Source organism: Vibrio sp. TAP-3B, assembly GCF_057784735.1.
In genome coordinates this window covers 225,677-247,106 of sequence record NZ_CM173496.1, presented here as the reverse complement: position 1 = coordinate 247,106, position 21,430 = coordinate 225,677, and the positions used below count along the sequence as shown (strand labels likewise).

The window sequence follows — 21,430 nt, the reverse complement described above, 5'->3', positions numbered from 1 at the left end:
TACCAACCGATTTTGTCGTAGTCACACTAGCAATGATTTCCCAAGTTGGCAACTCAAGCCGACTTGGGAAGTAGCTCTAATTTCGCCAGCCTCAATGCTGCTGTATTCATGTTTTCTCTCAACCAGATCAACCTGACGCCATTCGGGCTGATTTCCACATCGTATTTGGCTTTTAACTGCCGTGAGACTTGGACCTGACCCAAGTGAGGATTTTGCAAGCTAAACTCTATGACAAGGCTTTCTAGCTCTGCGTCTGGCCTGTTTTTATGTCGCAGGTTAGGTGTTTCTTGACGTCTAGTGCGTCGATGCCTCCTTCTTTGAGCAATCGAATCGCCTATGACGATAGATGGTATCTCTGGACACGCCTGTAAGGCGAGAGGCTTCGGTAACGTTACCCAGCTTGTCCGCTAACGCTAATACGTCCAGCTTTTTCTGTATCTCGATGTCTTCTATTGCGGCTTTTGTAGGCTCAACCACTTCGCTAATTTGTAAGTGACGCCCAGCGAAGTAAGCGTCAAATTTGCCGTTGGAGACATTCCGTATTTCTATCTTTTGATGGGCAATCGAGTGCTTGATTGGAGACTCAATGAAGTAAAGTTTGTTGCCATAACTAAAGGTATGATCATTACGGATTTTACGATGCACTTTGGCCACACAGATATCATCTAGATTTATGTGAGCTGGCAGAGGCTTATATTCCGAGGCCAATGCCTTTGACTTAACGGTGAGTTTCTTGTGCCAGTACTGAGGGATAAACACATGCTGCAAATAGCTGTTTGCACCAGCCATATCCTTGATATTGTTTAACCTTAATTCAGGTATCAGCCTGTCTTGCAATGTATCGAATGCGCGTTTTATTCGACCTTTGCCCTGAGGAGAGCTAGCGAAGATGATCTCAATACCCAGCTCTTAGCACGCCCGCTGCATTTGAGAGAAGTTATTTCGCTTAGAGCCACCAAAGATACCTGCGCGGTCAACATACAGCGTTTTAAAAAGGCCACGCTTTTCAATGATCGTCCGCAATACTTTGAAACAGCCCGCAGTTGTTTCTGAGGGGAAGAACTCGGCAAATAACTCACTGGTGGCATCATCGATAGCGGCAATGAGACAGGATTTTTTATTGCCAAACCAACGGTGTGGACTGCCATCCATTTGCAGCATCAGGCCAGAGGCACCCATCCGTTCTCGATGCTTATGAACTCGACTTCTTCGGCGTTTAGCCCGTTTTACATGGTGGATATCATGCGCCCACCTTCTCAGCGTTTCACGCTTAACAACGATGTTCTCATTTGCTTCGAGCATGTCAGCCAGATTAAGCAGGTTTAAGTCATAGTACTTTTCACGGATAAGCCGCCGAACCTCTTGTTTAAGCTTATCAGGGGTTTTATTAGCAGGAGCCTTACCAGTGTTACCGTGAATGATGAACTGAATACTGACCTTGCGATACCGTTGAAGGTAACGCTCAACAGTCCGTCTGGATTTACTGAGAAGTTAGTAGCATTGGTAATGGTTAACTTACCTTCGGCTACTTTAGCAATGACATCGACGGTCAACTGAGCTTTGGAGTTCATAGTGGTCATCTTTAGCACCTCTCAAATGTTCAAAGTAAACATTTAAAAAGCACGGTTAAAGACCACCGTCAATTTCCCTTGGTAATTAGCGACTACGACAGAATCGCTTGGTAATTAAGATACGACAAAGTCGTTTGGTGTTCACACTCTCATGTGTATTAGTTCAGACTAGATCTGACACTTCAATTTGAAAAGAAGAGAGTTACCGCTTTGATTAAAGGTGCTGAATCTGTAATCAAAGACAAAAGAGGTAACTCTCATGCTTCATACTAGCAATCCAATCATCAAACACAAAGCAGGCCTTCTCAGTCTTGCATAAGAATTCGGTAATGTCTCTAGAGTCTGTAAGGTTATGGGCGTATCAAGAGACACTTTCTATCGTTATCAAGAGCTGGTTGAAACTGGCGGTATCGATGCGATGATTAATCAAAATCGCAGAACACCAAACCTGAAGAATCGTGTCGATAGTGAAATTGAGCAAGCCGTTCTCAAGTATGCCATCGATTTCCCTGCTCATGGACAAGTCAGAACAAGCAATGAACTGCGTAAACTTGGCGTGTTTATTTCACCAAGTGGCGTCCGTTCAATCTGGCTTCGCAATGATCTGGAAAACTTCAAGAAACGGCTCATTGCTTTAGAAAAAAAGGTTAATGAGAACGGTATTATTTTAACCGATGAGCAAGTCGCTGCGCTTGAGCGTAAGAAACATGACGATGAGGCCTGTGGCGAGATTGAAACTGCACACCCAGGTTATCTCGGCTCTCAAGATACGTTTTATGTTGGTAACTTGAAAGGCGTTGGGCGGATCTATCAACAAACCTTCGTTGATACGTATAGCAAAGTCGCATTCGCTAAGCTCTACACAACAGAAACACCGATCACAGCAGCTGATATGTTGAATGACAAGGTTTTACCGTTATTCGAGGCTCATAAGCTACCGATGCTCTGAATCTTGACCGATCGTGGCACCGAATACACTGTGGTCGAGTTGAACAGCATGACTACCAGCTTTACCTAGCCATTAATGATATCGATCATACGAAAACAAAAGTCATGTCACCGCAGACAAATGGTATCTGTGAACGCTTCCACAAGACCATATTGAATGAGTTCTACCAAGTGACATTCAGAAAGAAACTGCATGGTTCGATGGACGAATTGCAGAAAGATCTGGACGAATGGATAGACTACTACAACAATCATCATACTCATCAAGGAAAAATGTGTTGCGGCAGAACGCCAATAGAAACAATAGAGGATGGGAAATCAATCTGGGCAGAAAAGAATCTAACCCAGATATAATCTGACAGACACCGAGTCCAAAAGTGGGTAACTGTCAGTTCAGGTCTGAATTAGTACATCTCATGCTTTATATGTCTGAAAGTGAAATAATGACCATCATTATTACTTTTCATATGTCACATCAACGTGATTTCAAGAATTTCTATCTTGGTATCATCCACCGATACCAAAAAAAATGAAGTCCCGACATTACTTAGTTACACGCTTTCTTGAAGTAATGCCTTCTGTGCTTGTTCCCCTCAGCTCCTTTTTTACTCATGTAAAAGGAGATCTAACAGGTATTGAGTTTATTGACTCTACCAGTATTAAGGTTTGCCATAATTTGCGCATCCGAAGGCACAAAGTATTTAAAGGAACGGTCGCAAGAGGTAAAGGGTAAGCACTGTTTGAACAATATGAAAGCAGCAATATTACTCAGCGCGCTTTTTGCGAACAACATAGACTGAGTTTATCCACGTTCTTTTCAAAGCGACGTCAACTCCAAACGACAGACCAATCTGAGTCTATCGGATTTGTTAGAGCCGAAATCGTCGAAAATACAACAAAGTATCAGGCCCAGATAGCAACGGCGAATATGATACTTCTCATCAATGATGTAGAGCGGAGTATCCCTCAAGGCACGCCAGCGACCTATCTTGTTGAACTCATTGGAGCGTTGTCATGAAACGTATGCTCAGTGCTCCAAAGATTTACCTCTATCGTGAAAGCGTTGATTTTAGAAAGTCCATCAACGGGCTTGCGGCGATTATCGAGGAAAATGATACGAACTTGCCTCTTGGCAGCGGTGCATTGTTCCTGTTTACCAATAAACAACGCGATAAAGTCAAAGTGTTGTATTGGGATAAAACAGGCTCTGCCCTGTGGTATAAACGCCTCGAAAAAGCCAAGTACAAGTGGCTTTCAAAAGAGAAAAATGAGGTGTTTACCCTCACTAAATTTGAGCTTGAAAGACTGCTTTCTGGCTTCACAATTATCGGCCATGAACCCGTTGAAATAAACGATTTTACAATGAGTTAATCGAGAATAAAGCCTTATTCACCAAGCGTTAACAGCACGATTTTAGTATAATGAAAGTTGAAGCGATCCAATATGAGCCGTTCATGACCAGAGACGATATGCGTCAAACGGACTTCGAGTACATTGAAGTTGATTATAACCGGGCGAGAAGGCACAGTGCTCTTGGGTATCTAAGCTCAGTTAACTTTGAACAGTAAAATGTCGCTTAATGCAGTGTCCAGTCTGGCTGGAGCAGATCACAGCTGAATGTGACCGTCAAATCGAACGTTGTTTTGACTATAAAACGTTCACGAGCTCACACTGATCATACAGGAGATCATTCGATATGATCTAATCTTTACGTTGAGTGTCTCCTTGAAGCTAATACCAAACTTTATGAAATATTAAGGGCTAGAAAAGTGAAGAGACTTTTTTAGATTTTCACTTTCTGTATAAATGCATGTCGCACAGGGTCTGAAAAATTAGAGTTCCACAATAAGCCTACTGACCACAGAGCATGTTCTCCGGTTAATGGAATGAAGCGTATATGAGGTTGACTGATACGTGCCACACTTGCTGGAATGATAGTATAACCCAAACGAGCAGAGACTAATGCTAATACAGTAATTATGTCATCTGCTTCTTCAACAATTGTTGGTTGCTGCTGTGCTTCCCACAGGTAGGTGGTGATGTGCTTGTTCATTGTCGGGTTTTTATCACGGCTTAAGGCAAGGTAATTGAGGTGACTCAATGATCTCCACAAATTTTTAATGTCTATCATCTCTTTTTCATGGACGGCTATTGCCAGACGATCTGAGAATAAAGATATTGCTGTTAATGGTGATTCTATAGGAAGTCGGTCAAATCCCAATTGAAGATTACCCAACAGAAGTTCTTCGACTAGTTTATGAGATGGGTAATCGTTTAAAGTAACATGTACATTAGGGAAATCTTGTTTAAATCGGCCAATGTAGTTTGGGGCTTCGTGAAACGATGATATACCAAATCCGATATTCAAATGTCCTGATGTTCCTTCTGCTACAAACTTTGATAAAGCTTTGAACGAGTCAAATCCTTTCAAAACACGTTTTGCTTCTGGTAACAAGACCTTACCCATTGGGGTTAACTCTGCGCCATGTCTACCACGATCAAATAGCACTACATTGAGCTGCTCTTCGAGACGCTTTACTTTTTTTGTGAGTGCTGACTGAGTTATGTAAAGGTGTTCAGAAGCGACACGAAAGTTCATATCGTCAGCCAACTGGCAAAAAGTGCGAAGTAAATCTATATCCATTCTGTTTTGGAATCGAAAGCTGAATTTTATTCATTATAAATCATTGAATGTATCTTTTATAGTCATCAGCATGATAAGGCTGAAATATAGTTTAACATAAATCAATAACTGAGCTAAACGATCAATCTGTATAGGTTAACTGATAGTGATGTGGAACTCCTTGTTACAGTTTTACTCTTTGTTTACTTCTTGGAAATGAAATGATGAATGAAGTTTTGATTCAATCAATAGGATTTGTGGCTTTAGGCGTTAATATACTAGCCGCTTCATCGGTTAACGGTAACCGAATGAGAGCATTGATATGTGTGTCTTGTTTCATTTCCTCAATCCAGTTCATCTTACTTCGTGCTGTTGTTACTGGCTTTAACCTGTTTGTGAATTTTTCTCGTGTATCAGCTTCTGTTAAATTCAAGGGGATTAAAGTCTTTTTCATTTTCTTTGTAATCCAAGTTTTAATTAGTAGTTATTATTACTCTGGGCCTCGATATTCACTTCCGACTATAGCGTCAGTTATAAGTTGTTACGCTTTATTCAGTGCGCATGTTATGCGTATGAGAGTAGCTTTCTTTAATTTTACTCTTATCCGGGAAACTAATTGTTTTTTTGTTAGTTCATATAGTGGACTTTTTAAAAATTTATTCAATTTTATAATAATTCGCAATACTTTTTTTAGACTGAATAATAAAAAATTCTAGATAAAATCAATTAATTACTTTCCAGTTACTTATATTTAAAAATAACTTCTCTTCGTTTTAATAAAACAGTAATAAGAAGAGTCGTAACCAATAACCAATAATCAATAATACAGAAGGAAAAAATATGAAGAAAACACTACTGAACCTCACTTCGGCCTATCTTACCATCGCATCTACTGCAAATGCAGCAGAGTACATGTTAACAGTGCCTCATGTGACAACAACGGACGGCTATTACTAACAGTAGCTACTCGTACTTAATAACTATGTAGAGTAACGCTCGATTGAATGGCCAGATAGTAGTAGATATCTACCCTTCCGGTCATTTATGCTCCTCTACAAAAAAATATATCGCGGGTATACAAGCTAGTCTTTCCTAAAAAATCTAGGACTAAATTCTTCCTTTCTCTATTTAATAGGGAGAGGTTTACATATCTAAAATATAACAAACATATGTTAAACTTTACATTCAGGATAATATAAATGAAACAGATAACTCCTTTTTCTATTCCACATCTAATCTGTGCTAGCTTAGCAGCAGCTTCTATAAATGCGAACGCAGAAGACATAAGTCAAAAAAATTCTCAAGCGATTGAAGATATGAAAATTGAACTCAATAAACAAAAAGAAGAAGCAGTGCAATGGCACGGTTATTTTCGTGCTGGATTTACTTCCAACGAAAATGGATCGGGAGCCGGAAATTCAACTATACAAGCACCAAATGCCGGAGCTTTCTATCGTCTTGGTGGTGGTGAGAGTAACTACGCTGCTACTAATTTTAGTCGAAAATTCAATACTGACAGTGGAGCATGGGCAAAAGCTTATTTTGGCCTAGTATATGAAGATCGTGATGCAAGACGTTGGGTTTTTGATACTCAGAATAAAACCATTTTTATGGATAAGGCTTACGTAGAAATGGGTAATTTAGATTTTTCTCCTGAGGCTTTATTTTGGGCTGGACGTGTAAACTGGTCTGATGATATTCATATTTTGGACCGAAAATATTATGAAATTCGTTCTCCGGGTATTGGTATCAAAGGGGTTGAATTAAGTAACGGGAAATTGGATCTTTTCTTAACCTCCCACGATAGTGATGGAGATAAAACCTACACTGATGAGAATGGTACAACTGTGATCTATGAAGATGACGCAAGACCAAGAACACATACACTTGGTGTAGAATATCGCACTGGTCCATGGTGGTTAACTGGTAGCGTACAAACAAATAGTGAGAACAGTAGTTACTCTGTGACAAAAACAATCAACGGTGTGGAAGATACTTATGTCGGTGAAACTGCCAAAACCGGTGCACATATCATGGTCAATTACGCTCAGCCAACCTATTTTGGATTGACAGATGGTCGAGTGAAGTACGTCGCGCAATATTCTACTGGAACTTCAGCTGCATTTTTAGGTCGTCATGGTGATACTAACCAATCGAATGATGGTGGCCAGAACTACCGTGTGTTTGTCGATGGTTTGGCATCGTTTGGTAACTGGGACATTAATACTATTGCCTTGTTTCAGCAGAAGAACGACGTAGATTTTGAGGGTAACGACAACACATGGTGGACGATTGGTGGGCGAACTTCTTATTACTTCAATCAAAATTTAGCGTTGCAGTTTGAAGCTGGTTACAACGGTAGTAGTTATTCAAGTGATACGGAAGAAGAAGAGGGAGGGTTAGCTACATTTACTATCGCACCAACGTTAAAGCTTAAAAAAGCATTCTTTAGTCGTCCTGAAATCCGTTTTTATGCTACATATGCGAAATACACTGGTGATTACAATGCGGGCAGTTTAGACGGGTACAGTTCTAATGAGGATGATAGCTTTACGTTTGGTGCACAGGCTGAGATTTGGTTCTAAATACGTCCTCTAGGTAGAATTTAAATATAGTTTCACGATATTAATTGATATAAAAAAGGGGAAAGGTTTTTCCCCTTTAATTAGTTTAACTATTCTACGTAGTTTATATGAAGGGCAGTATGATAAAAAAGTATATAAAATTAAATCGAAGAAAAAAAATATTAGCAATGTATGAAAAGTCGGAGGATATAAGGACAAAGGATATCGCAATATATTTTAATGTCAGTACGCACACTATCAGACGTGACCTTAATGCTATTTCAATTGAAAATAATTTAAAAATTTATCATGGAGGGGCAAAGAAAGTTAAAAAAAACAAAATTGAAGATGGAATAAAATTTGTTGATGATATTATCTCTATTATATTTGAAGGATGTAATATCTATATGGAAACTTCTAGTGTTTCTGAGTATTTAGCGGACTTGTTACCCAATATAAATATCAAAGTTCTTACAAATGATATTAATGTATATAAAGTAATAAAACACAAAGATAGAATACGGATGTTTTTCTTTGGAAATCACTCTTCAAGAGATGATTTAGGAATTAATTTTTCAGAATTCATTAATAAAGATATCTTTGAATCTATCGATATCGCCATTATCGAATCTGAGTATATTGATAGTGACGGATTTATGTTAAGTGAAAATTTATCTAGAGCGACATTAAATCGACTTGCTATTGATAAAGCAGAATACAGCTATCTTATTAAAAGCAAAAAAAAGTGTAATTCGACGAATTGTATATATAAAACCTGTTCAATAAAAAGTTTCGATAATGTCTTTGATGGGGAGTAATGGTTTTGGAAAATGAGAAAGTAAAGCATGAGTTAGAACATGCTAGAGCAAATTACTGGATATTGACAGTAATTTGTGGAGTTTTTCTATCTCTTATTATAAATAAAATCATGTTGTTGGAATTTGATGCTATCAGTGGTACGTATGTTCTTGCACTAATTTTTTCAGGAAATTTCGCAATAAAACTTTCTGCATATATAAACAAGTTAAAAGATATAAATATAAGAGGTGAGTAACCGTTCACTTCAGGGCGAGATCGCGAATGTTTTTTGACCGTTTAGATTGATCGATTTGACGATCGAAATTAGCTGTGATCATATACTCTCTTTGAGCGAGAGAGACTAACCATAATGCATATCGTTCAGTTCAAAGAACACTTCCAAGCCGTTACAGACAGCGTCAATCAGCAAAGGTAACGTATTGCTTATTCGAAGTCCTGTTTGGCTCATTGTGCGCTGTTATCGCGGGAGCTAAAGGTTGGTTTGATATTCGTGAGTACATTCTAGGTCATTACGAATGGTTTGGTAGTCAGTTTTGAGCATATGATGTTCGACGATTTCACGCAGCTAGTTATAAGCTGAGTGCTGTTGAAGTTTCGCAGTCTCGATAAGTGAAACATCCGTTCACGGAACAGGTCTCCTCGATATGAACGAGTTACGTAACAGCACTTTCTCATCAATATGTAATTACGACTCGTTCCGCTGCGTTGTTCGTTAACGGACATTCGGAGTCATTCATAAAGTGCCAGACCATAACATCATCTGTGATGAGATTACGGCACCGACCTCGATATCGTTTTGAACATTGATAACTGCCCAGTTTGAGCCAATGAAGCCTGCTCTTTCTTAATCGTCTGAGTCGACGATAATATTGGTTTTCGGTAATTTTGTTCTCGATATATCGTAAACGGTTAATCAACCACACATACTAAACGAGCTCGTCGTTTGCCATAGTACCTTTTTCATTGGAGGTACTATGAATCAACAAAATAAACGTGAACATTGGGCTAATATTCTTGAGCAACAGCAGCAAAGTGGTTTAAGCATCAAACAGTTTTGCATCAATAACAACATTAGCTATCAAACATTTTACTACTGGTCGAAAAAGCTCAATCAACCAGAGCCTGAAAACCAAGTTCAACCGATAGTGGTCACAGAGTTAGCAGAGAGCTGTGCAAGTTGCGTAGTGCTCACGTTCAACAATGGTGTTCGTGCTGAGCTGCCAACAAACCTAAATTCGCTACAAATTAAGCATTGGGTTGAAGCTCTGCAATGACACCGTCAGGTAAAGTCTATTTAATCTCTGGCGTCACCGACATGCGTAAGTCTATTGATGGACTCTCGCTTATCGTTGCTGAAACACTTGAGATGGATCCATTCAGTGAGTCCTGGTTTATCTTCTGCAACCGAGCCCGAGATAAACTGAAAATTCTATTTTGGGATACCAATGGCTTTTGGCTTTACTATCGGCGTTTGGAAAAAGGCACCTTTAAGTGGCCCAAGCCGAACGCTGATGGTGCTATCCATATTAGTAAGCAACAACTGAGTTGGCTTCTCTTTGGGTTAACTCTTGACCATGCTAAAGCTCATCGTCCACTTTATAATCTAGAAGTGTGACCGCTGATACTGATCGTTATCTTGGACTTGAACGATCCTTTTTCGCTGTCACACTTAAGGCATTGAAATGACTTGAGCCTAGATATGACCGACCTTCCTGATGACATTGACCAGCTAAAAGCGATGCTGCTTGAGCTTCAGCAACAGAATAAAGCAAAAGACAAGCTGCTGGAAGCAAAACAAGAAGAGGTCGCTGAGCTCAAAACCAAAGTTCAACTTCTAGTCGAGCAGCTTAATCTTAGCAAATCCAAACGCTTTGCTTCTCAGAGTGAAAAAACACCCAAAGGTACATTCAACGAAGCAGAGCAACAAAACACTGTTTCAAAGTCTGAAAGCCAAAAGAAAAAACGAGGACGAAAACCACTTCCAGAAGAGCTGGAGCGCGAAGTACACAAACACGAGCTTAACGCGCCATATTGTGAGTGCTGCAACGAGCCACTGCACCAGTGCGGCGTTGAAACCTCTGAAGAACTGAAAATCATTCCTCAAAAAGTGAACGTTATCCGCCATGAGCGAACTAAGTACGCTTGTCGACAGTGTGAGAAAACTCATACTGAGTCGAAGATCGTCACAGCACCAAAACCAGCAAGTATGATCCCGAAAAGCCTAGGAAGTGCTGACGCGTTTGCCGCTGTAGTGACCGCCAAATATGTCGATGCACTTCCTCTATACCGCCAAGTTGATATCCTTAACCGCTCAGGCATCGATATTAGCCGTGCAACACTTGCCAACTGGTGCGTTCAACTGGGCAATAAAGTGCAAATCATCATTGATGCGATGCAAACAGAGCTTCTAAAGGAGAAGCTTATCTGCGCCGATGAAACCACGGTTCAAGTACTGCGTGAAGAAGACAAAAAAGCACAATCCAAATCGTACATGTGGGTCTACCGCAGTGGAGAATATGTCGATAACCCTATGGTCATCTATGATTACCAACCAAGCCGCAAAGCGAAGTGCGTCCAAAACTTTTTAGCCGATTACTCTGGTTATTTACTCTCGGATGGCTACAGCGCATACGACAAGCTCGAAAACGTTACTCAAGCTGCTTGTATGGCGCATGTGCGCAGAAAGTTTACCGATGCCCAAACAGCTTCACCATCGAAAAAAGCGGGTAAGCCCGAGAAGGCGCTTAACTTTATTAGCAAATTATATGGTATAGAAAAGAAGGCAAAAGGACTCAATGCGGAGTCTCGTAACAAACTACGACAAGAAGAAGCCAAGCCCATTTTAGATGAGTTCAAGCAGTGGCTTGAAGCTCAAAACGTTCTACCAAAAGGATTACTCGGAAAAGCCATTACCTACACTAAAAACCAGTGGCCTAAACTACTCACTTACCTAGAAGATGGTGATATTAGTATCGACAACAACGTGACTGAGCGAGATATCAGACCGTTCACAACGGGTCGAAAAAATTGGATGTTCTCAACTTCGGTCGGCGGAGCAAACGCCAGTGCAAACTTGTATAGCCTGGTGATGACTTGTCGTGCTAACGATATGAATCCGTATTATTACTTCCAGCACCTGTTTACTGAGCTACCAAAGCGTAGCCCGACAGATGAAGTGTCGGATCTTATGCCATGGAACGTAAAAATTAGTGGAGCGGAGTAAGGCTTCACTGGTTCATTAACCGCTTACGAATAAGCTTACAGGGCTAGGTATGCCTGAAACTCAGTGTATCGATTAAGAATTAAGCACAATTGGGCAGACATGTCTTCTCTCTTAATTACGCAACAAAGCCTGTTTAGTATAAGTGATTTAAAAATACCTTATTAAATCATTTCTTCCAGATATTTTTAGTTTCTTATATATGCTATAAGCATGCGATTTAACGGTATTTATTGATATACTTAAGAATGTACAAACATCAGAGTATGAGTATCCTCTTCTTAATAAATCAAGAACTTCTAATTCCTTTTTAGTTAATTTTGAAAAATAGATACTTGTTAGGCCATTTGACGTGTGATTATTTATTGTTTTATTTAATCCGACAAAAAAAATGGGTAGTGTTGTGAATGAATTAATATTATGTATGTAATTTCTAATTGATTCTTGATAAAAGCTCTTGACAAAACTTTCTTGAATAAGACTAGGAACTTTTAGGTTTTTACTTCTTAGGTTAGCGAGTTCGTAAACAGAAGAAAAATCAGGAATGTTCCATGACTCGCTAACTTGATTGTGTTGGTAAACGTAAATAAGTTTTCTTTCAAGTTTAATAAATTTTCTTACGGAAAAAACTTCTTTATTAGCTTCTAATAACATTTTACTATATATCGTATATACTCTCTGAAAAATATTATCATTATTATCAAAATTAAAATTTTCTACTCTTTGTACAACTTCGCGATCTATCCTATCTTGAGCACAACACCAAATAGAAACAACAACAATAGCCACATCAAGTATATGCTGCATATTTTTTGTTGTATAAGATAACATTGAGTAGAGTCTATATCTTCCATAAGCCGACTCAAAGCGATTTTTCATACCTAAGCAAAGAATTTCCAAAAAATACCCATAATACAATGAGACCCAACACCTTTTCTTTTGGCATATAGAGACTAAATCTTTAACCACATGTAAGCAATCATCAAATTTACTAACAAGAAACAGTTCATGTGCCAAGCCCATAACCAAGTCAGTTGAACCATCTTTCGAGAAGTCAATTTTTTGTTCCATGTATAAAGGATAGACATTCTCTATATTAAGAGTAATGTTTTTTTCCAATCTTGCTATTGCATTGTGTACAAATATTTCACCATAAGAACTGTTATAATTAATACCTTTCTCTCCGATGGATATATTATAACAAATTTTAGCATGTTCAAATTTACCCAGAACAAGGAATATCTTAATCAAAACAATTGTTGTTGATGTGTTAATTTTCGGTAGTCTTTTAACTAGGTCCTCTAAAATTGGTAAGGAAACATAACCTCCGTTAATGTCTAACGATAGTTGCAGTAATTTCTCAAGATGATGGCGCAGATTAATGCTGTTGACCAATAATTTATATAGTTCTTCAAAGCCGCTAGAGTTCAGAATTGAGATAATGTGTTCTAGAACAGAAAACCTATTAGTGAACAAGGAGTCTACTGTAGATGAGTATTTTTCAATAGGAAGGACATTTGAAAGTGTTAAAAAACCTCCAGACTTAATGAATTTAGAGCAACGGTCTGTAAACAAATTTACGTCAACAGGAAAAGTCTTATATTGTGCAACGAAGTGCTTTAGTTCACAATAAGAAATACTGCCATTAAGTCTAACAAACAGTACTAAATCATCTTCAAAAATATTAATAGACAAAGAAATAACCTTAAAAGTCCAATAGTTATAGGTGAAAAAAATAACTATGCCTGTCAATTTAAAATATGTAGTGTATTTAGCTGCATATTTTAAATTGTCGATACAAAGTACGGTGTATATGAATTGTTAACTTCGCTGCTTGTATTGTTTTATGCGTGTGACAGTAGTTTAAGCCTTCAATTTTCTACCAAAGTGCCTTTGATCCAAAGTTTGTGAAAGTTACCTTATCTAACAAACGTTACAATGGTACTTTGGTACTAAGTTAGGATGTTTCCCTCCGTTCCAAGTCTGTATTATTGCTCATTTTAGCCTTAAAGCGTTCATAATCCCTGATATTTCTGGCGAATAGATTAGTTTCCGGCGTTTACTAATGCTGGCTAGATTGTGTTTAGTACTTTTAAGTTTGACGAGATTGCGTATACCTGTGAGCGGGAGTAGTGATTCTGGTTTCATTCATAGGGGAATACCTTCTACAATCACATTGGATGAGAGAATAATTTTAACATAACTGATCCCGCGGAGCTAATTTGGCTTAAGTTTTTCGCTTCGATTCCACTTTCAGTTTTGTGCAGCGAGCATCGAACATTAACCTGTCGAGGTGCACATCTGCTAGGGAGGCGCTCCAATTGGCAGGTACCAGGGTAGATGGTTGATAAGTACCGTGGTCACGGTAGGAATAACGGTTTCCCGCTGCCCCCGCACAGATCCGTACGTGCGCTAATAACGCATACGGTTCCTAACTTAGGTCGAACGTCAAAACGTTGCTCGGGATAAGGATGCATAATTTGAATTTTAGGGAGCCAATACTTTATCAAACGTTGGAATTTCTGCCACGTCATTGTGTGCCTTTGACTTCGTCTTCGAAGTTGCTTAGCCACGCATCGGTGGTTTCTTTAACGAACATATTGAGTGATCTTGCGTTCGTTGATACACCATAATAATTTATGTGACCTTGGATGATTTTCCTTAGTTATAGACAAACTTCACGTGGCTTATGGCTCGCTGATAGAAACATGCAAAAAGAGGAAGATATCTTCGCTGGAGGCGCTTACTCCATTGTGACTGCCATGACCATACAGCAACCATACCCCAATGTGTTCGATCTCAACAACACTAGTTTTTACGCAAACGCCTAGTCAAGAAACTGTTGGTGAACGGTTACGAAAAATCTACACTTGATCAAAAAAAAAGGATCTATTCTCAAGCTTTATGTTGATAAAAATGAATCTCACAATGGTACAATTGTACTATTTCACTTTTGAAGGAGGAATGTAGGATTGGTCTACGTTAAAGAACTAAAATAATTTATGAAGGTGATATGAGAGTTATATTAACATTACTTTTCAGTTTAGTGTGTAATCCAGTCTTAGCTGATCACGGAATTTCCTTTGAGGCTAAAGTGGGGAATGCGATCGATACTAATATAAATATAAGTCGAGGCTTTCAAGTACAATACGAAAATACTCTTTATAAGGCATTTAGGTACTATATAGGTTGGGGGTATTCTATATTTAATTATGAACACCAAAGTTCAAATGATAGCTTTGATATTGAGCAGACAGGCTATTCATTTGGTATTAAGTCAATGCAAAGTTTCTTATCGATCGACACATCTTTGTATGCAGGTATTACCTATAAACATTACGAACATGAGTTAAATACTATTGATTTAATAGAAGATAGTGGACATGATTTAGGGTATGAGATAGGTTTGATATCGGCTATTCCTGTTAATCAATCTTGGGATGTTTATGGTAAATTCGGTTATGAGTACTCATCCAACGAACTAAGTATTGCGTCGTGTTGTAATCTTGAATTTGGAAGTGAAGTGATTACATCTATAGGGACAAGATTTAATTTTTAAATTGCAAACAAAAATTGTATTTCTCAATCTAATAGAAGACACTATTAACGCCAGTTTAAATTTGACTCACTCATCGAGACATCGAGGTGTCACCGAAGTAAAGTTTTACTTGGTGCTGGTAGCATGGCAACTTATCACAATTCATTTAAACTATAGGCGTGTCTAGGTCGTGTTGATCTTTGCTGTACGTTTCATGTTCAGCAATACATCGGCAGCCACATTAACATGAATGCCAGTGATAACCTGCTGGCATAATTCCTTTCTAGCTTTTCATATCTGCTTCAAATAGATCGATAATGCTTAACCCTAGCGAAAGCATTTTCGACTAAGTGACGGTACTTATATAAGCACCAATCCATACTTTCTTTGTCTATATCTTGTCCGTAATTGCGTTTAGTAATGACAGTTTCTCCACTATGCGCCCAAACAAAACAACGGAAAGATCTGCTGTCATACTCTTTATCACAAACAATGGTATTAGCTTCATTTAGCTGCTCTACTAAGCTTTCAGCATGTACTATGTCGTGTCGTTGGCCTTCTGATTAATCAAAGCAAACTGGTAAACCACCACTATCTACTGCCAAATGGGTTACCTCCACTGCTTTTCCTATTTGCTCTGAGATTTCAGTAGCGGCACCTGTGCTATGTTGATATGCTCGAACAATAGAACCATCTAAGAAGATCCACTCAAAATCAGCAAGGCTTGATAACTCATTAAAAAGTTTAGATAAAATACCTTTCTTTGACCAAAGATTAAAACGCCTGTAGACAGAGCTCCATTCACCAAACTCTGGAGGCAAATTTCTCCATGGCCCGTTCGCATTCGGTAGAGTATTCCTTCAAAATGGCTTGGCCATGAAGTGCAACGAATGTTCTTAACGTTATATAACGAAGTTGTTCACGAACATCAGACCAATCAACAAAGATTATAGGGCATGTGTTGGCGCCCGTTATTAAGTAGGCATGCCATTTATAAATAAGATCTTTTTTCACGGTGCAGTTGATGATTTCCAAGCAGTCTATCAACGCGTTTAATTGCATGCTTTACCGTGGTATTGGTTTCCAGTTTCCGACCTAGTTTAGTCAGCGTTAAGTCTGAGCTGTGAAATGCACTTTTCATAGCAAGTATCAGAGAATTAATCGTTTTTTGCGAATGAAGGGGCATTGGTTCGGTATGGTTTGCTGTAGAATCTGAATGTCGCACATCGTTAGTCTACCTACTCGAAATGTGTTTAGCGATATTCATGAGATCAAAGACGGCGATGTGTGTCTACCTCATTTTTTTACGAATAATTATGAGGGGATTCGTAAAGTAGCGGCGTTTCTCAAGATAGCTGTCATCATTCGCTTACATATTAAGCAGCTTCTTTCTCAGGATTTAAGTGAACCTCACCAACTGGCTCACAACTTCTAATATCACCAGACTCGACTTACCTCAAGAGCGTCAAAGCCTTTTACTGGTTAACTCGGCATGCACTTCACGGTACGGAACAGTGCTTGTCATCACTGAATCTCGGACGACTGTAAGATGAGGTGATGCCTAGCTCACACTAATGTGTAGCTGTAATAATTGTGACGCTAATTCAGCGCACTCACACTCATAGACATTATAACCGACAATTTTTCGGCTGTAGATATCTTCAATAACGTACAGGTAATAGTGCTGTCCTCGTACTGCTAATGGAAAGTAGGTAATATCCTATGTGTATATTTGGTTTGGTCCTGTCGCAGTATAGCTCTCAGGCTTAGCGTGCTTTTGCTTGCTCCGCTGGCGGCCTCGCTTATGAAGCTGACCTTCTGTCTATCATCGGTGGAGTTTAGTCGTCCTATGGTTCTTCCCCGTGCTTTTTCTTTGAGTTGTAAGTCTTTCTTCAATTCTTTGATTTCAAGTTGGTCAGCTTTAACTTGTTTCTTTGCTTCGACCTCACTTTGCTTGTTAGGCATGAAGCTCTGTACGCCAGTTTGGGACTTGCTCAGGGAGCAGACCTTTTTTCGGCGATATTAGTTAAATTTAATAGTGACAACAGTCCTGCTAGGGGCGGGGTTAGCCGTGATTGGAGTTTCCCCTTATGCTACCTAAGTACTATTTTATAGTTGAAAATGTGTCGTATCATTGACCCTCATTTCAGTTGATTGATTATTTGCTTATGAATATCGGATTTAAACAAAGCCTAATTGTTGGCGTCCTTGTGTTGACTTCTCTTGCTTTGGGGGTAGTGAGTTTCATCACTTACAATAATGTGTCCTCTGCTTTTAGAGAAGATAAAACCAAAACTGTACAGGAGTATGTAGAGGCGAAAGGAGAAACCGTTTACAACTATTTCTTCGAGAAAACTTCTTCTCTAGAGGGTGTGGCGGAGTTTTATAGTCAGAACCCGGTACCTGAAGATAAAGTGAGTTTTGTAAAACAGTTGGCGAAGGCTGCCAATGTGGGTAGCGTTGTGTTTACAGAACATAGTGGTATGGCTTATTGGAATCAAAATGGGCCGGGTTGGACAAACCACGTTTATAATGAAGATGCAACCAAAAGAGAGTGGTATCAAGTTGCTCAAAAAACAAAAGGTCTTGCAGCTACTAAGCCATATAGTGGTGCCGGAGCAATGTGGGTGTCAGTTTCTATTTTAAAACGTGACGGGGTTATTTCTTTTGACTTCGAGTTATCAAAGCTCAACGAGATTGTTAATAGTTTTAAATCTATGGATGGGGCTGTCGGTATTATCATGGATAGTGAGTCGACGGTTTTAGCGACGTCATCCCCCGCGATTAATAATGGTGAGCAAGCGCTTAAGCTTAAAGGGTTTTCTGATGTTGCCAGAAAAGCATTAGATTCCAAAGCAGCGTTGCTTCAAGAGTATACTTTTGGTGGTGACGACAAAATGTTCTACTCCATCCCTATAGAAGTGGCTGACACTGTCTGGTACTTGGGGGTCGCTCTTAAAGATGACAGAACTTTTGCTCCAATTTACAACACGCGTACGAGTTCAGCGATTATGGTGGTCGGTGGTATCATAATTACCTTGATTCTCTTCTATCTACTTATCACAAAACTTTACCAACCGATTACATCACTTCGTGAGCTAGCGCTGGACTTATCAAAAGGCGAAGCAGACCTAACCAAACGTTTAGAGCTTGGTCGACGTGATGATTTGGGGCAGATAGCTGATGGCATTGACTCATTTATCGATAAAGTCCACTTGGCAGTTAAAGAAATAGTCGGTATCTCCGGTAACCTCTCAAGCAATGTAGCTAAGCTTCAATCCTTGACGGTGGAAAATGCGGAGAGCATTAGCCAGCACTCCATAGAAACTGAGCAAGTCGCTACCGCGATTGATGAAATGAATAGCACGGCGCAATCGGTTGCTCAAAGCGCGGTGAAAGCCTCTGAGATTACAGTGCAAGCATCGGAGCTTGGTGTTGAGTCGGAGCAAGTAGTGAAGCGTGCTCAATCTTTGACAGAAGACTTACTGCAAGATATGGAGAGCTCGGTTTTGTTGGTTGAGCAGATGGACCAAAACAGCCGAAATATCAGCGATGCTCTTAAGGTAATTGGTGAGATAGCAGAACAAACCAACTTACTGGCTTTAAATGCAGCGATAGAGGCGGCTCGTGCTGGGGAGCAGGGACGGGGGTTTGCTGTCGTAGCGGATGAGGTCCGAACTTTAGCAAGCCGCACTATGGATAGTACAGGAGAAATAGACAAGGTACTGAGCGCGTTGCTTGAGAGTAATCATAAAATGTCAGAAGCTATCTCTCGTACCAAGCAGATGTGTTTAGATACAGCGGCAGGACAAGAGCAGGTCGGTGGGAGCTTGAGAACATTAGCTGATTATGCGCAACAAACAGACGACGCTAGCACCCAAATTTCTACAGCAGCGGAAGAGCAGTCAGCAGTGGCGGCAGACATTAGTCAGAACATGAATCAAATTAAAGATATCGTAGTGTCATTGAGCACAGGTAGTGAAACATTGGCTGATGAAGCTGAGAAAATTCAAAAATTGAATGTTGGATTGAGTGAAACCATTCGTCAGTTCAAGGTTTAAATGAGCTCTAGTAGGCGAAAATTATTAACTCATAATCAAACCGAGAAGAAAATGAAGTGATGAGAAAATATACCTGTAAGTTATGTACAATTGAATTGATGTTTGAGGAGCAAAGTGTCACACCGTTTCATGTTGAACATAAAGTCTGTGAAATTTGTATGGGTGATATCTATACTTTTCTACAATCATCTCACCTGTTCAGAAATGAGGAACTCAATCTTAAGTTAAACCTACGAAAACTAAGACACTCTTTACAGCGACTTAGTTGCCAGAGAGAAGTTGATCAGGCTCTTGAGCGTGTACGCACAGAGGTGTGTGCCATAGAGCGCCAGTTGGAAGACTCCATTCAGGATTATCCATCAGTCTCGGAAGTACTTTCAGAATACCACAGCCTTATTCGTTTATATCATTAGGTGCAATAGGAAGCGACAATTTTGGTCGAAGTGACATTTAAGCATTATGGCTATGCAGGCGCGTTAACGGTCAACAAGCCTTCGAATGTAAGCAAAATACAAGAATACATTAAGTTGGCAAATCGGGAAGCATTATTGATGTTGATTCTGTCCTTTCTAGTTAACCTTGAAGAGCATCGAGCCTTTAAGAGCAACGCTGTAATGACGGTAATACAGATGACTGAGTTATATAAAGTCAGTGAGGTTGTTGTTTGTTTAAAGAGTGGCGAGCATTTTAGGGTTGTTTAAATCTATTGTTGTCACCAGTGACGGAGAAGTATCCCAGCAATCCATTCGTTAAAGCTAACGGAGTGTATACGTGTGAGTTAAAGCGTTAAAGCTAGGAAGGCCGGTCGCCATAATTTGGCTTGAAGATTCACAGGAAGAGAAATGAAAATAATTGATTTAATAGTAAATCTTGCCTGATGGCAGTCGCCCTTTTCTCATATATTTAACAAAGACAGTGGTGTTATTTCGTATGTTTTTGAGATGTCAAATGGCAAGGTTGATGTGAAACATATGGCGTTTATTCGTGTCCCGAATTGGAATTGGATGATCATAGGTGGTTCGTTTGAATCCGAGTTAGGCAAAGAGAGCCCGTCGTTTTTAACGTCTTTGCCGTGGCAATTTTCAGTTGGTGGTGCAATTTTGTTTGTTGTGCTGACTTGGTATATCAATAAGACTTTTAAACCGCCATCAACGATCACTTCCACCTTGACTGACTTAGGTAGAGGTGACTTGACGAAGAGTTTTAATAACGATGCTGTGGCAGGGAGTAACTAATTTCGCTTGCTATCTCAGGCGGCTGAAGTGATGACTGAGTCCATTAGATAAATGGTGATGTCTGCTCAAGTGACTGCACAGCAAGGTGTTAAAAATGCGATTGATATTGATGTTATGCCCAACGATGTGACGGGTCAGGTGTCAAGTCTGAGTTGTCTCAAATGGTCAGAGTCGTAGAGCAGCTGTCAACATCATCACAGGAAATCGCTACTCAAATCGAAAACCTATCAGACAGTATTGTTGAAGTAGACAGCTTAACCCAAACTGGGATTGGTCATTTAAGGCAAGGTATCAAAACGGTTCATCGTGTGGTGAACGAGCAGCAGAAGCGGAATGTCAAAGTTCAAGGTCTTAATCAACAGACTGATCATATTCGCTCGGTTATTCACATTATCGGTGAAGTGGATGAGCAAACGAACTTGTTGGCCTTAAATGCGGCAATAGAAGCGGCTCGCGCAGGTGAAGCGGGACGTGGTTTTGTAGTCGTCGCCGATGAGGTGCGCTCACTTGCTGCCAAAACCCAAGGCTCCATTGTCGATATAGAAGGAATTTTCTCGGCATTAGTTCAGGAGTTAGCCGATATCTCCGGCACGATGCGTTTGGTGACCGAGCAAAGTGAAGCCATGATGAGTCAGTTGTCGAATACTCAGAAAGACATGAACCATATTGTGAGTATATGAGCGCATCGTCAGCACAAGCTGCGGCTAGTTTATCAGAGCAAGCCGGGGTCGTTGATACGCTCAGTGATCAATATAATCATATGACCTCAGAATCTACCCGTCATGCTCACATTTTAGTGTCGGATATCACCAAGTTAACACAAGCATTGTCGATATTTAGAACGTAAACGC

At 39.7% G+C, this 21,430-nt stretch carries 17 protein-coding genes and 6 pseudogenes; 19 read left to right on the top strand and 4 right to left on the bottom strand.

Going from position 1 to position 21,430, the window contains the following annotated elements; genetic code table 11:
* Nucleotides 1-53: 53 nt before the first annotated feature.
* A pseudogene (locus tag AC3D28_RS15580) lies at nt 54-1,580 on the bottom strand (ISNCY family transposase).
* A 250-nt stretch (nt 1,581-1,830) separates the two neighbouring features.
* Here AC3D28_RS15580 and AC3D28_RS15575 point away from each other — a divergent pair.
* The 5 genes and pseudogenes from AC3D28_RS15575 to AC3D28_RS15555 all read left to right on the top strand — a co-directional run.
* Nucleotides 1,831-2,873: pseudogene (locus tag AC3D28_RS15575) on the top strand (IS481 family transposase).
* 71 nt (nt 2,874-2,944) lie between these two features.
* Nucleotides 2,945-3,246, top strand: a pseudogene (locus AC3D28_RS15570) (transposase); the annotation flags it as partial.
* Between the two features lie 9 nt (nt 3,247-3,255).
* A complete protein-coding gene (gene tnpA, locus AC3D28_RS15565) occupies nt 3,256-3,537 on the top strand; it encodes an IS66 family insertion sequence element accessory protein TnpA (RefSeq protein ID WP_098416332.1) in 282 nt (93 codons plus the stop codon).
* Complete coding sequence (tnpB, locus tag AC3D28_RS15560) at nt 3,534-3,890, top strand: IS66 family insertion sequence element accessory protein TnpB (RefSeq protein ID WP_143699714.1); 357 nt, start codon at nt 3,534-3,536, stop codon at nt 3,888-3,890. Before tnpA (AC3D28_RS15565) ends, tnpB (AC3D28_RS15560) begins: the two co-directional genes overlap by 4 nt.
* Before the next feature lie 41 nt (nt 3,891-3,931).
* Nucleotides 3,932-4,087, top strand: a pseudogene (locus AC3D28_RS15555) (IS3 family transposase); the annotation flags it as partial.
* Nucleotides 4,088-4,302: 215 nt separating this feature from the next.
* Here AC3D28_RS15555 and AC3D28_RS15550 read toward each other — a convergent pair.
* A complete protein-coding gene (locus tag AC3D28_RS15550) occupies nt 4,303-5,163 on the bottom strand; it encodes a LysR family transcriptional regulator (protein ID WP_098416331.1) in 861 nt (286 codons plus the stop codon).
* A 200-nt stretch (nt 5,164-5,363) separates the two neighbouring features.
* On the opposite strand from AC3D28_RS15550, the gene AC3D28_RS15545 reads away from it, so the two are divergent.
* The 8 genes and pseudogenes from AC3D28_RS15545 (at nt 5,364) to tnpC (ending at nt 11,748) form a co-directional block, all read left to right on the top strand.
* Nucleotides 5,364-5,858: a YgjV family protein gene (locus tag AC3D28_RS15545; protein WP_306471569.1), complete on the top strand. Its 495-nt coding sequence runs from the start codon at nt 5,364-5,366 to the stop codon at nt 5,856-5,858.
* Between the two features lie 483 nt (nt 5,859-6,341).
* Nucleotides 6,342-7,727 (top strand): carbohydrate porin, encoded by a 1,386-nt coding sequence (locus tag AC3D28_RS15540; protein WP_098416330.1) that lies wholly within the window; start codon nt 6,342-6,344, stop codon nt 7,725-7,727.
* A gap of 119 nt (nt 7,728-7,846) precedes the next feature.
* Nucleotides 7,847-8,524 (top strand): DeoR family transcriptional regulator, encoded by a 678-nt coding sequence (locus AC3D28_RS15535; RefSeq protein WP_488536612.1) that lies wholly within the window; start codon nt 7,847-7,849, stop codon nt 8,522-8,524.
* 5 nt (nt 8,525-8,529) lie between these two features.
* Nucleotides 8,530-8,760, top strand: coding sequence for a hypothetical protein (locus AC3D28_RS15530; protein ID WP_143699713.1), 231 nt, complete (start codon nt 8,530-8,532; stop codon nt 8,758-8,760).
* A gap of 114 nt (nt 8,761-8,874) precedes the next feature.
* Nucleotides 8,875-9,047, top strand: a pseudogene (locus AC3D28_RS15525) (transposase family protein); the annotation flags it as partial.
* A 452-nt stretch (nt 9,048-9,499) separates the two neighbouring features.
* Nucleotides 9,500-9,799 carry an IS66 family insertion sequence element accessory protein TnpA gene (gene tnpA / locus AC3D28_RS15520; protein ID WP_488536611.1) on the top strand — a complete coding sequence of 100 codons (300 nt, stop codon included), beginning with the start codon at nt 9,500-9,502 and terminating at the stop codon, nt 9,797-9,799.
* A complete protein-coding gene (gene tnpB / locus AC3D28_RS15515; RefSeq protein WP_488536610.1) occupies nt 9,796-10,140 on the top strand; it encodes an IS66 family insertion sequence element accessory protein TnpB in 345 nt (114 codons plus the stop codon). Before tnpA (AC3D28_RS15520) ends, tnpB (AC3D28_RS15515) begins: the two co-directional genes overlap by 4 nt.
* 84 nt (nt 10,141-10,224) lie before the next feature.
* The gene (gene tnpC / locus AC3D28_RS15510; protein WP_488536818.1) at nt 10,225-11,748 is read left to right on the top strand and encodes an IS66 family transposase; all 1,524 of its coding nucleotides are present in this window, start codon (nt 10,225-10,227) and stop codon (nt 11,746-11,748) included.
* A gap of 147 nt (nt 11,749-11,895) precedes the next feature.
* On the opposite strand, the gene AC3D28_RS15505 is transcribed toward tnpC, so the two are convergent.
* Nucleotides 11,896-13,440 carry a helix-turn-helix transcriptional regulator gene (locus tag AC3D28_RS15505; RefSeq protein ID WP_488536609.1) on the bottom strand — a complete coding sequence of 515 codons (1,545 nt, stop codon included), beginning with the start codon at nt 13,438-13,440 and terminating at the stop codon, nt 11,896-11,898.
* 1,318 nt (nt 13,441-14,758) lie between these two features.
* On the opposite strand from AC3D28_RS15505, the gene AC3D28_RS15500 reads away from it, so the two are divergent.
* Nucleotides 14,759-15,304: a hypothetical protein gene (locus AC3D28_RS15500; protein WP_488536608.1), complete on the top strand. Its 546-nt coding sequence runs from the start codon at nt 14,759-14,761 to the stop codon at nt 15,302-15,304.
* A gap of 197 nt (nt 15,305-15,501) precedes the next feature.
* On the opposite strand, the pseudogene AC3D28_RS15495 reads toward AC3D28_RS15500, so the two are convergent.
* A pseudogene (locus tag AC3D28_RS15495) lies at nt 15,502-16,157 on the bottom strand (IS5 family transposase); the annotation flags it as partial.
* A 342-nt stretch (nt 16,158-16,499) separates the two neighbouring features.
* On the opposite strand from AC3D28_RS15495, the gene AC3D28_RS15490 reads away from it, so the two are divergent.
* The 5 genes from AC3D28_RS15490 to AC3D28_RS15470 all read left to right on the top strand — a co-directional run bounded on the left by AC3D28_RS15490 (nt 16,500) and on the right by AC3D28_RS15470 (nt 21,426).
* Nucleotides 16,500-16,718 carry a hypothetical protein gene (locus AC3D28_RS15490; protein ID WP_488536607.1) on the top strand — a complete coding sequence of 73 codons (219 nt, stop codon included), beginning with the start codon at nt 16,500-16,502 and terminating at the stop codon, nt 16,716-16,718.
* Nucleotides 16,719-17,451: 733 nt separating this feature from the next.
* Entirely contained in the window at nt 17,452-19,344 is a 1,893-nt protein-coding gene (locus AC3D28_RS15485; protein WP_488536606.1) for a methyl-accepting chemotaxis protein, read from the top strand.
* A gap of 941 nt (nt 19,345-20,285) precedes the next feature.
* The gene (locus AC3D28_RS15480; protein ID WP_488536605.1) at nt 20,286-20,579 is read left to right on the top strand and encodes a hypothetical protein; all 294 of its coding nucleotides are present in this window, start codon (nt 20,286-20,288) and stop codon (nt 20,577-20,579) included.
* A gap of 161 nt (nt 20,580-20,740) precedes the next feature.
* Nucleotides 20,741-21,259: a methyl-accepting chemotaxis protein gene (locus AC3D28_RS15475; protein ID WP_488536604.1), complete on the top strand. Its 519-nt coding sequence runs from the start codon at nt 20,741-20,743 to the stop codon at nt 21,257-21,259.
* Nucleotides 21,256-21,426 carry a hypothetical protein gene (locus AC3D28_RS15470; RefSeq protein WP_488536603.1) on the top strand — a complete coding sequence of 57 codons (171 nt, stop codon included), beginning with the start codon at nt 21,256-21,258 and terminating at the stop codon, nt 21,424-21,426. The genes AC3D28_RS15475 and AC3D28_RS15470 overlap by 4 nt, the downstream gene beginning before the upstream one ends.
* The last annotated feature ends 4 nt before the right edge of the window (nt 21,427-21,430 follow it).

Coding starts and splice junctions, on each gene's coding strand:
- tnpB (WP_143699714.1), top strand. CDS start 3,534: ATGAAACGTATGCTCAGTGCTCCAAAGATTTACCTCTATCGTGAAAGC.
- AC3D28_RS15550 (WP_098416331.1), bottom strand. CDS start 5,163: ATGGATATAGATTTACTTCGCACTTTTTGCCAGTTGGCTGACGATATG.
- AC3D28_RS15545 (WP_306471569.1), top strand. CDS start 5,364: ATGATGAATGAAGTTTTGATTCAATCAATAGGATTTGTGGCTTTAGGC.
- AC3D28_RS15540 (WP_098416330.1), top strand. CDS start 6,342: ATGAAACAGATAACTCCTTTTTCTATTCCACATCTAATCTGTGCTAGC.
- AC3D28_RS15535 (WP_488536612.1), top strand. CDS start 7,847: ATGATAAAAAAGTATATAAAATTAAATCGAAGAAAAAAAATATTAGCA.
- tnpA (WP_488536611.1), top strand. CDS start 9,500: ATGAATCAACAAAATAAACGTGAACATTGGGCTAATATTCTTGAGCAA.
- tnpB (WP_488536610.1), top strand. CDS start 9,796: ATGACACCGTCAGGTAAAGTCTATTTAATCTCTGGCGTCACCGACATG.
- tnpC (WP_488536818.1), top strand. CDS start 10,225: ATGACCGACCTTCCTGATGACATTGACCAGCTAAAAGCGATGCTGCTT.
- AC3D28_RS15500 (WP_488536608.1), top strand. CDS start 14,759: ATGAGAGTTATATTAACATTACTTTTCAGTTTAGTGTGTAATCCAGTC.
- AC3D28_RS15490 (WP_488536607.1), top strand. CDS start 16,500: ATGTCGCACATCGTTAGTCTACCTACTCGAAATGTGTTTAGCGATATT.
- AC3D28_RS15485 (WP_488536606.1), top strand. CDS start 17,452: ATGAATATCGGATTTAAACAAAGCCTAATTGTTGGCGTCCTTGTGTTG.
- AC3D28_RS15480 (WP_488536605.1), top strand. CDS start 20,286: ATGTCAAATGGCAAGGTTGATGTGAAACATATGGCGTTTATTCGTGTC.
- AC3D28_RS15475 (WP_488536604.1), top strand. CDS start 20,741: ATGGTCAGAGTCGTAGAGCAGCTGTCAACATCATCACAGGAAATCGCT.
- AC3D28_RS15470 (WP_488536603.1), top strand. CDS start 21,256: ATGAGCGCATCGTCAGCACAAGCTGCGGCTAGTTTATCAGAGCAAGCC.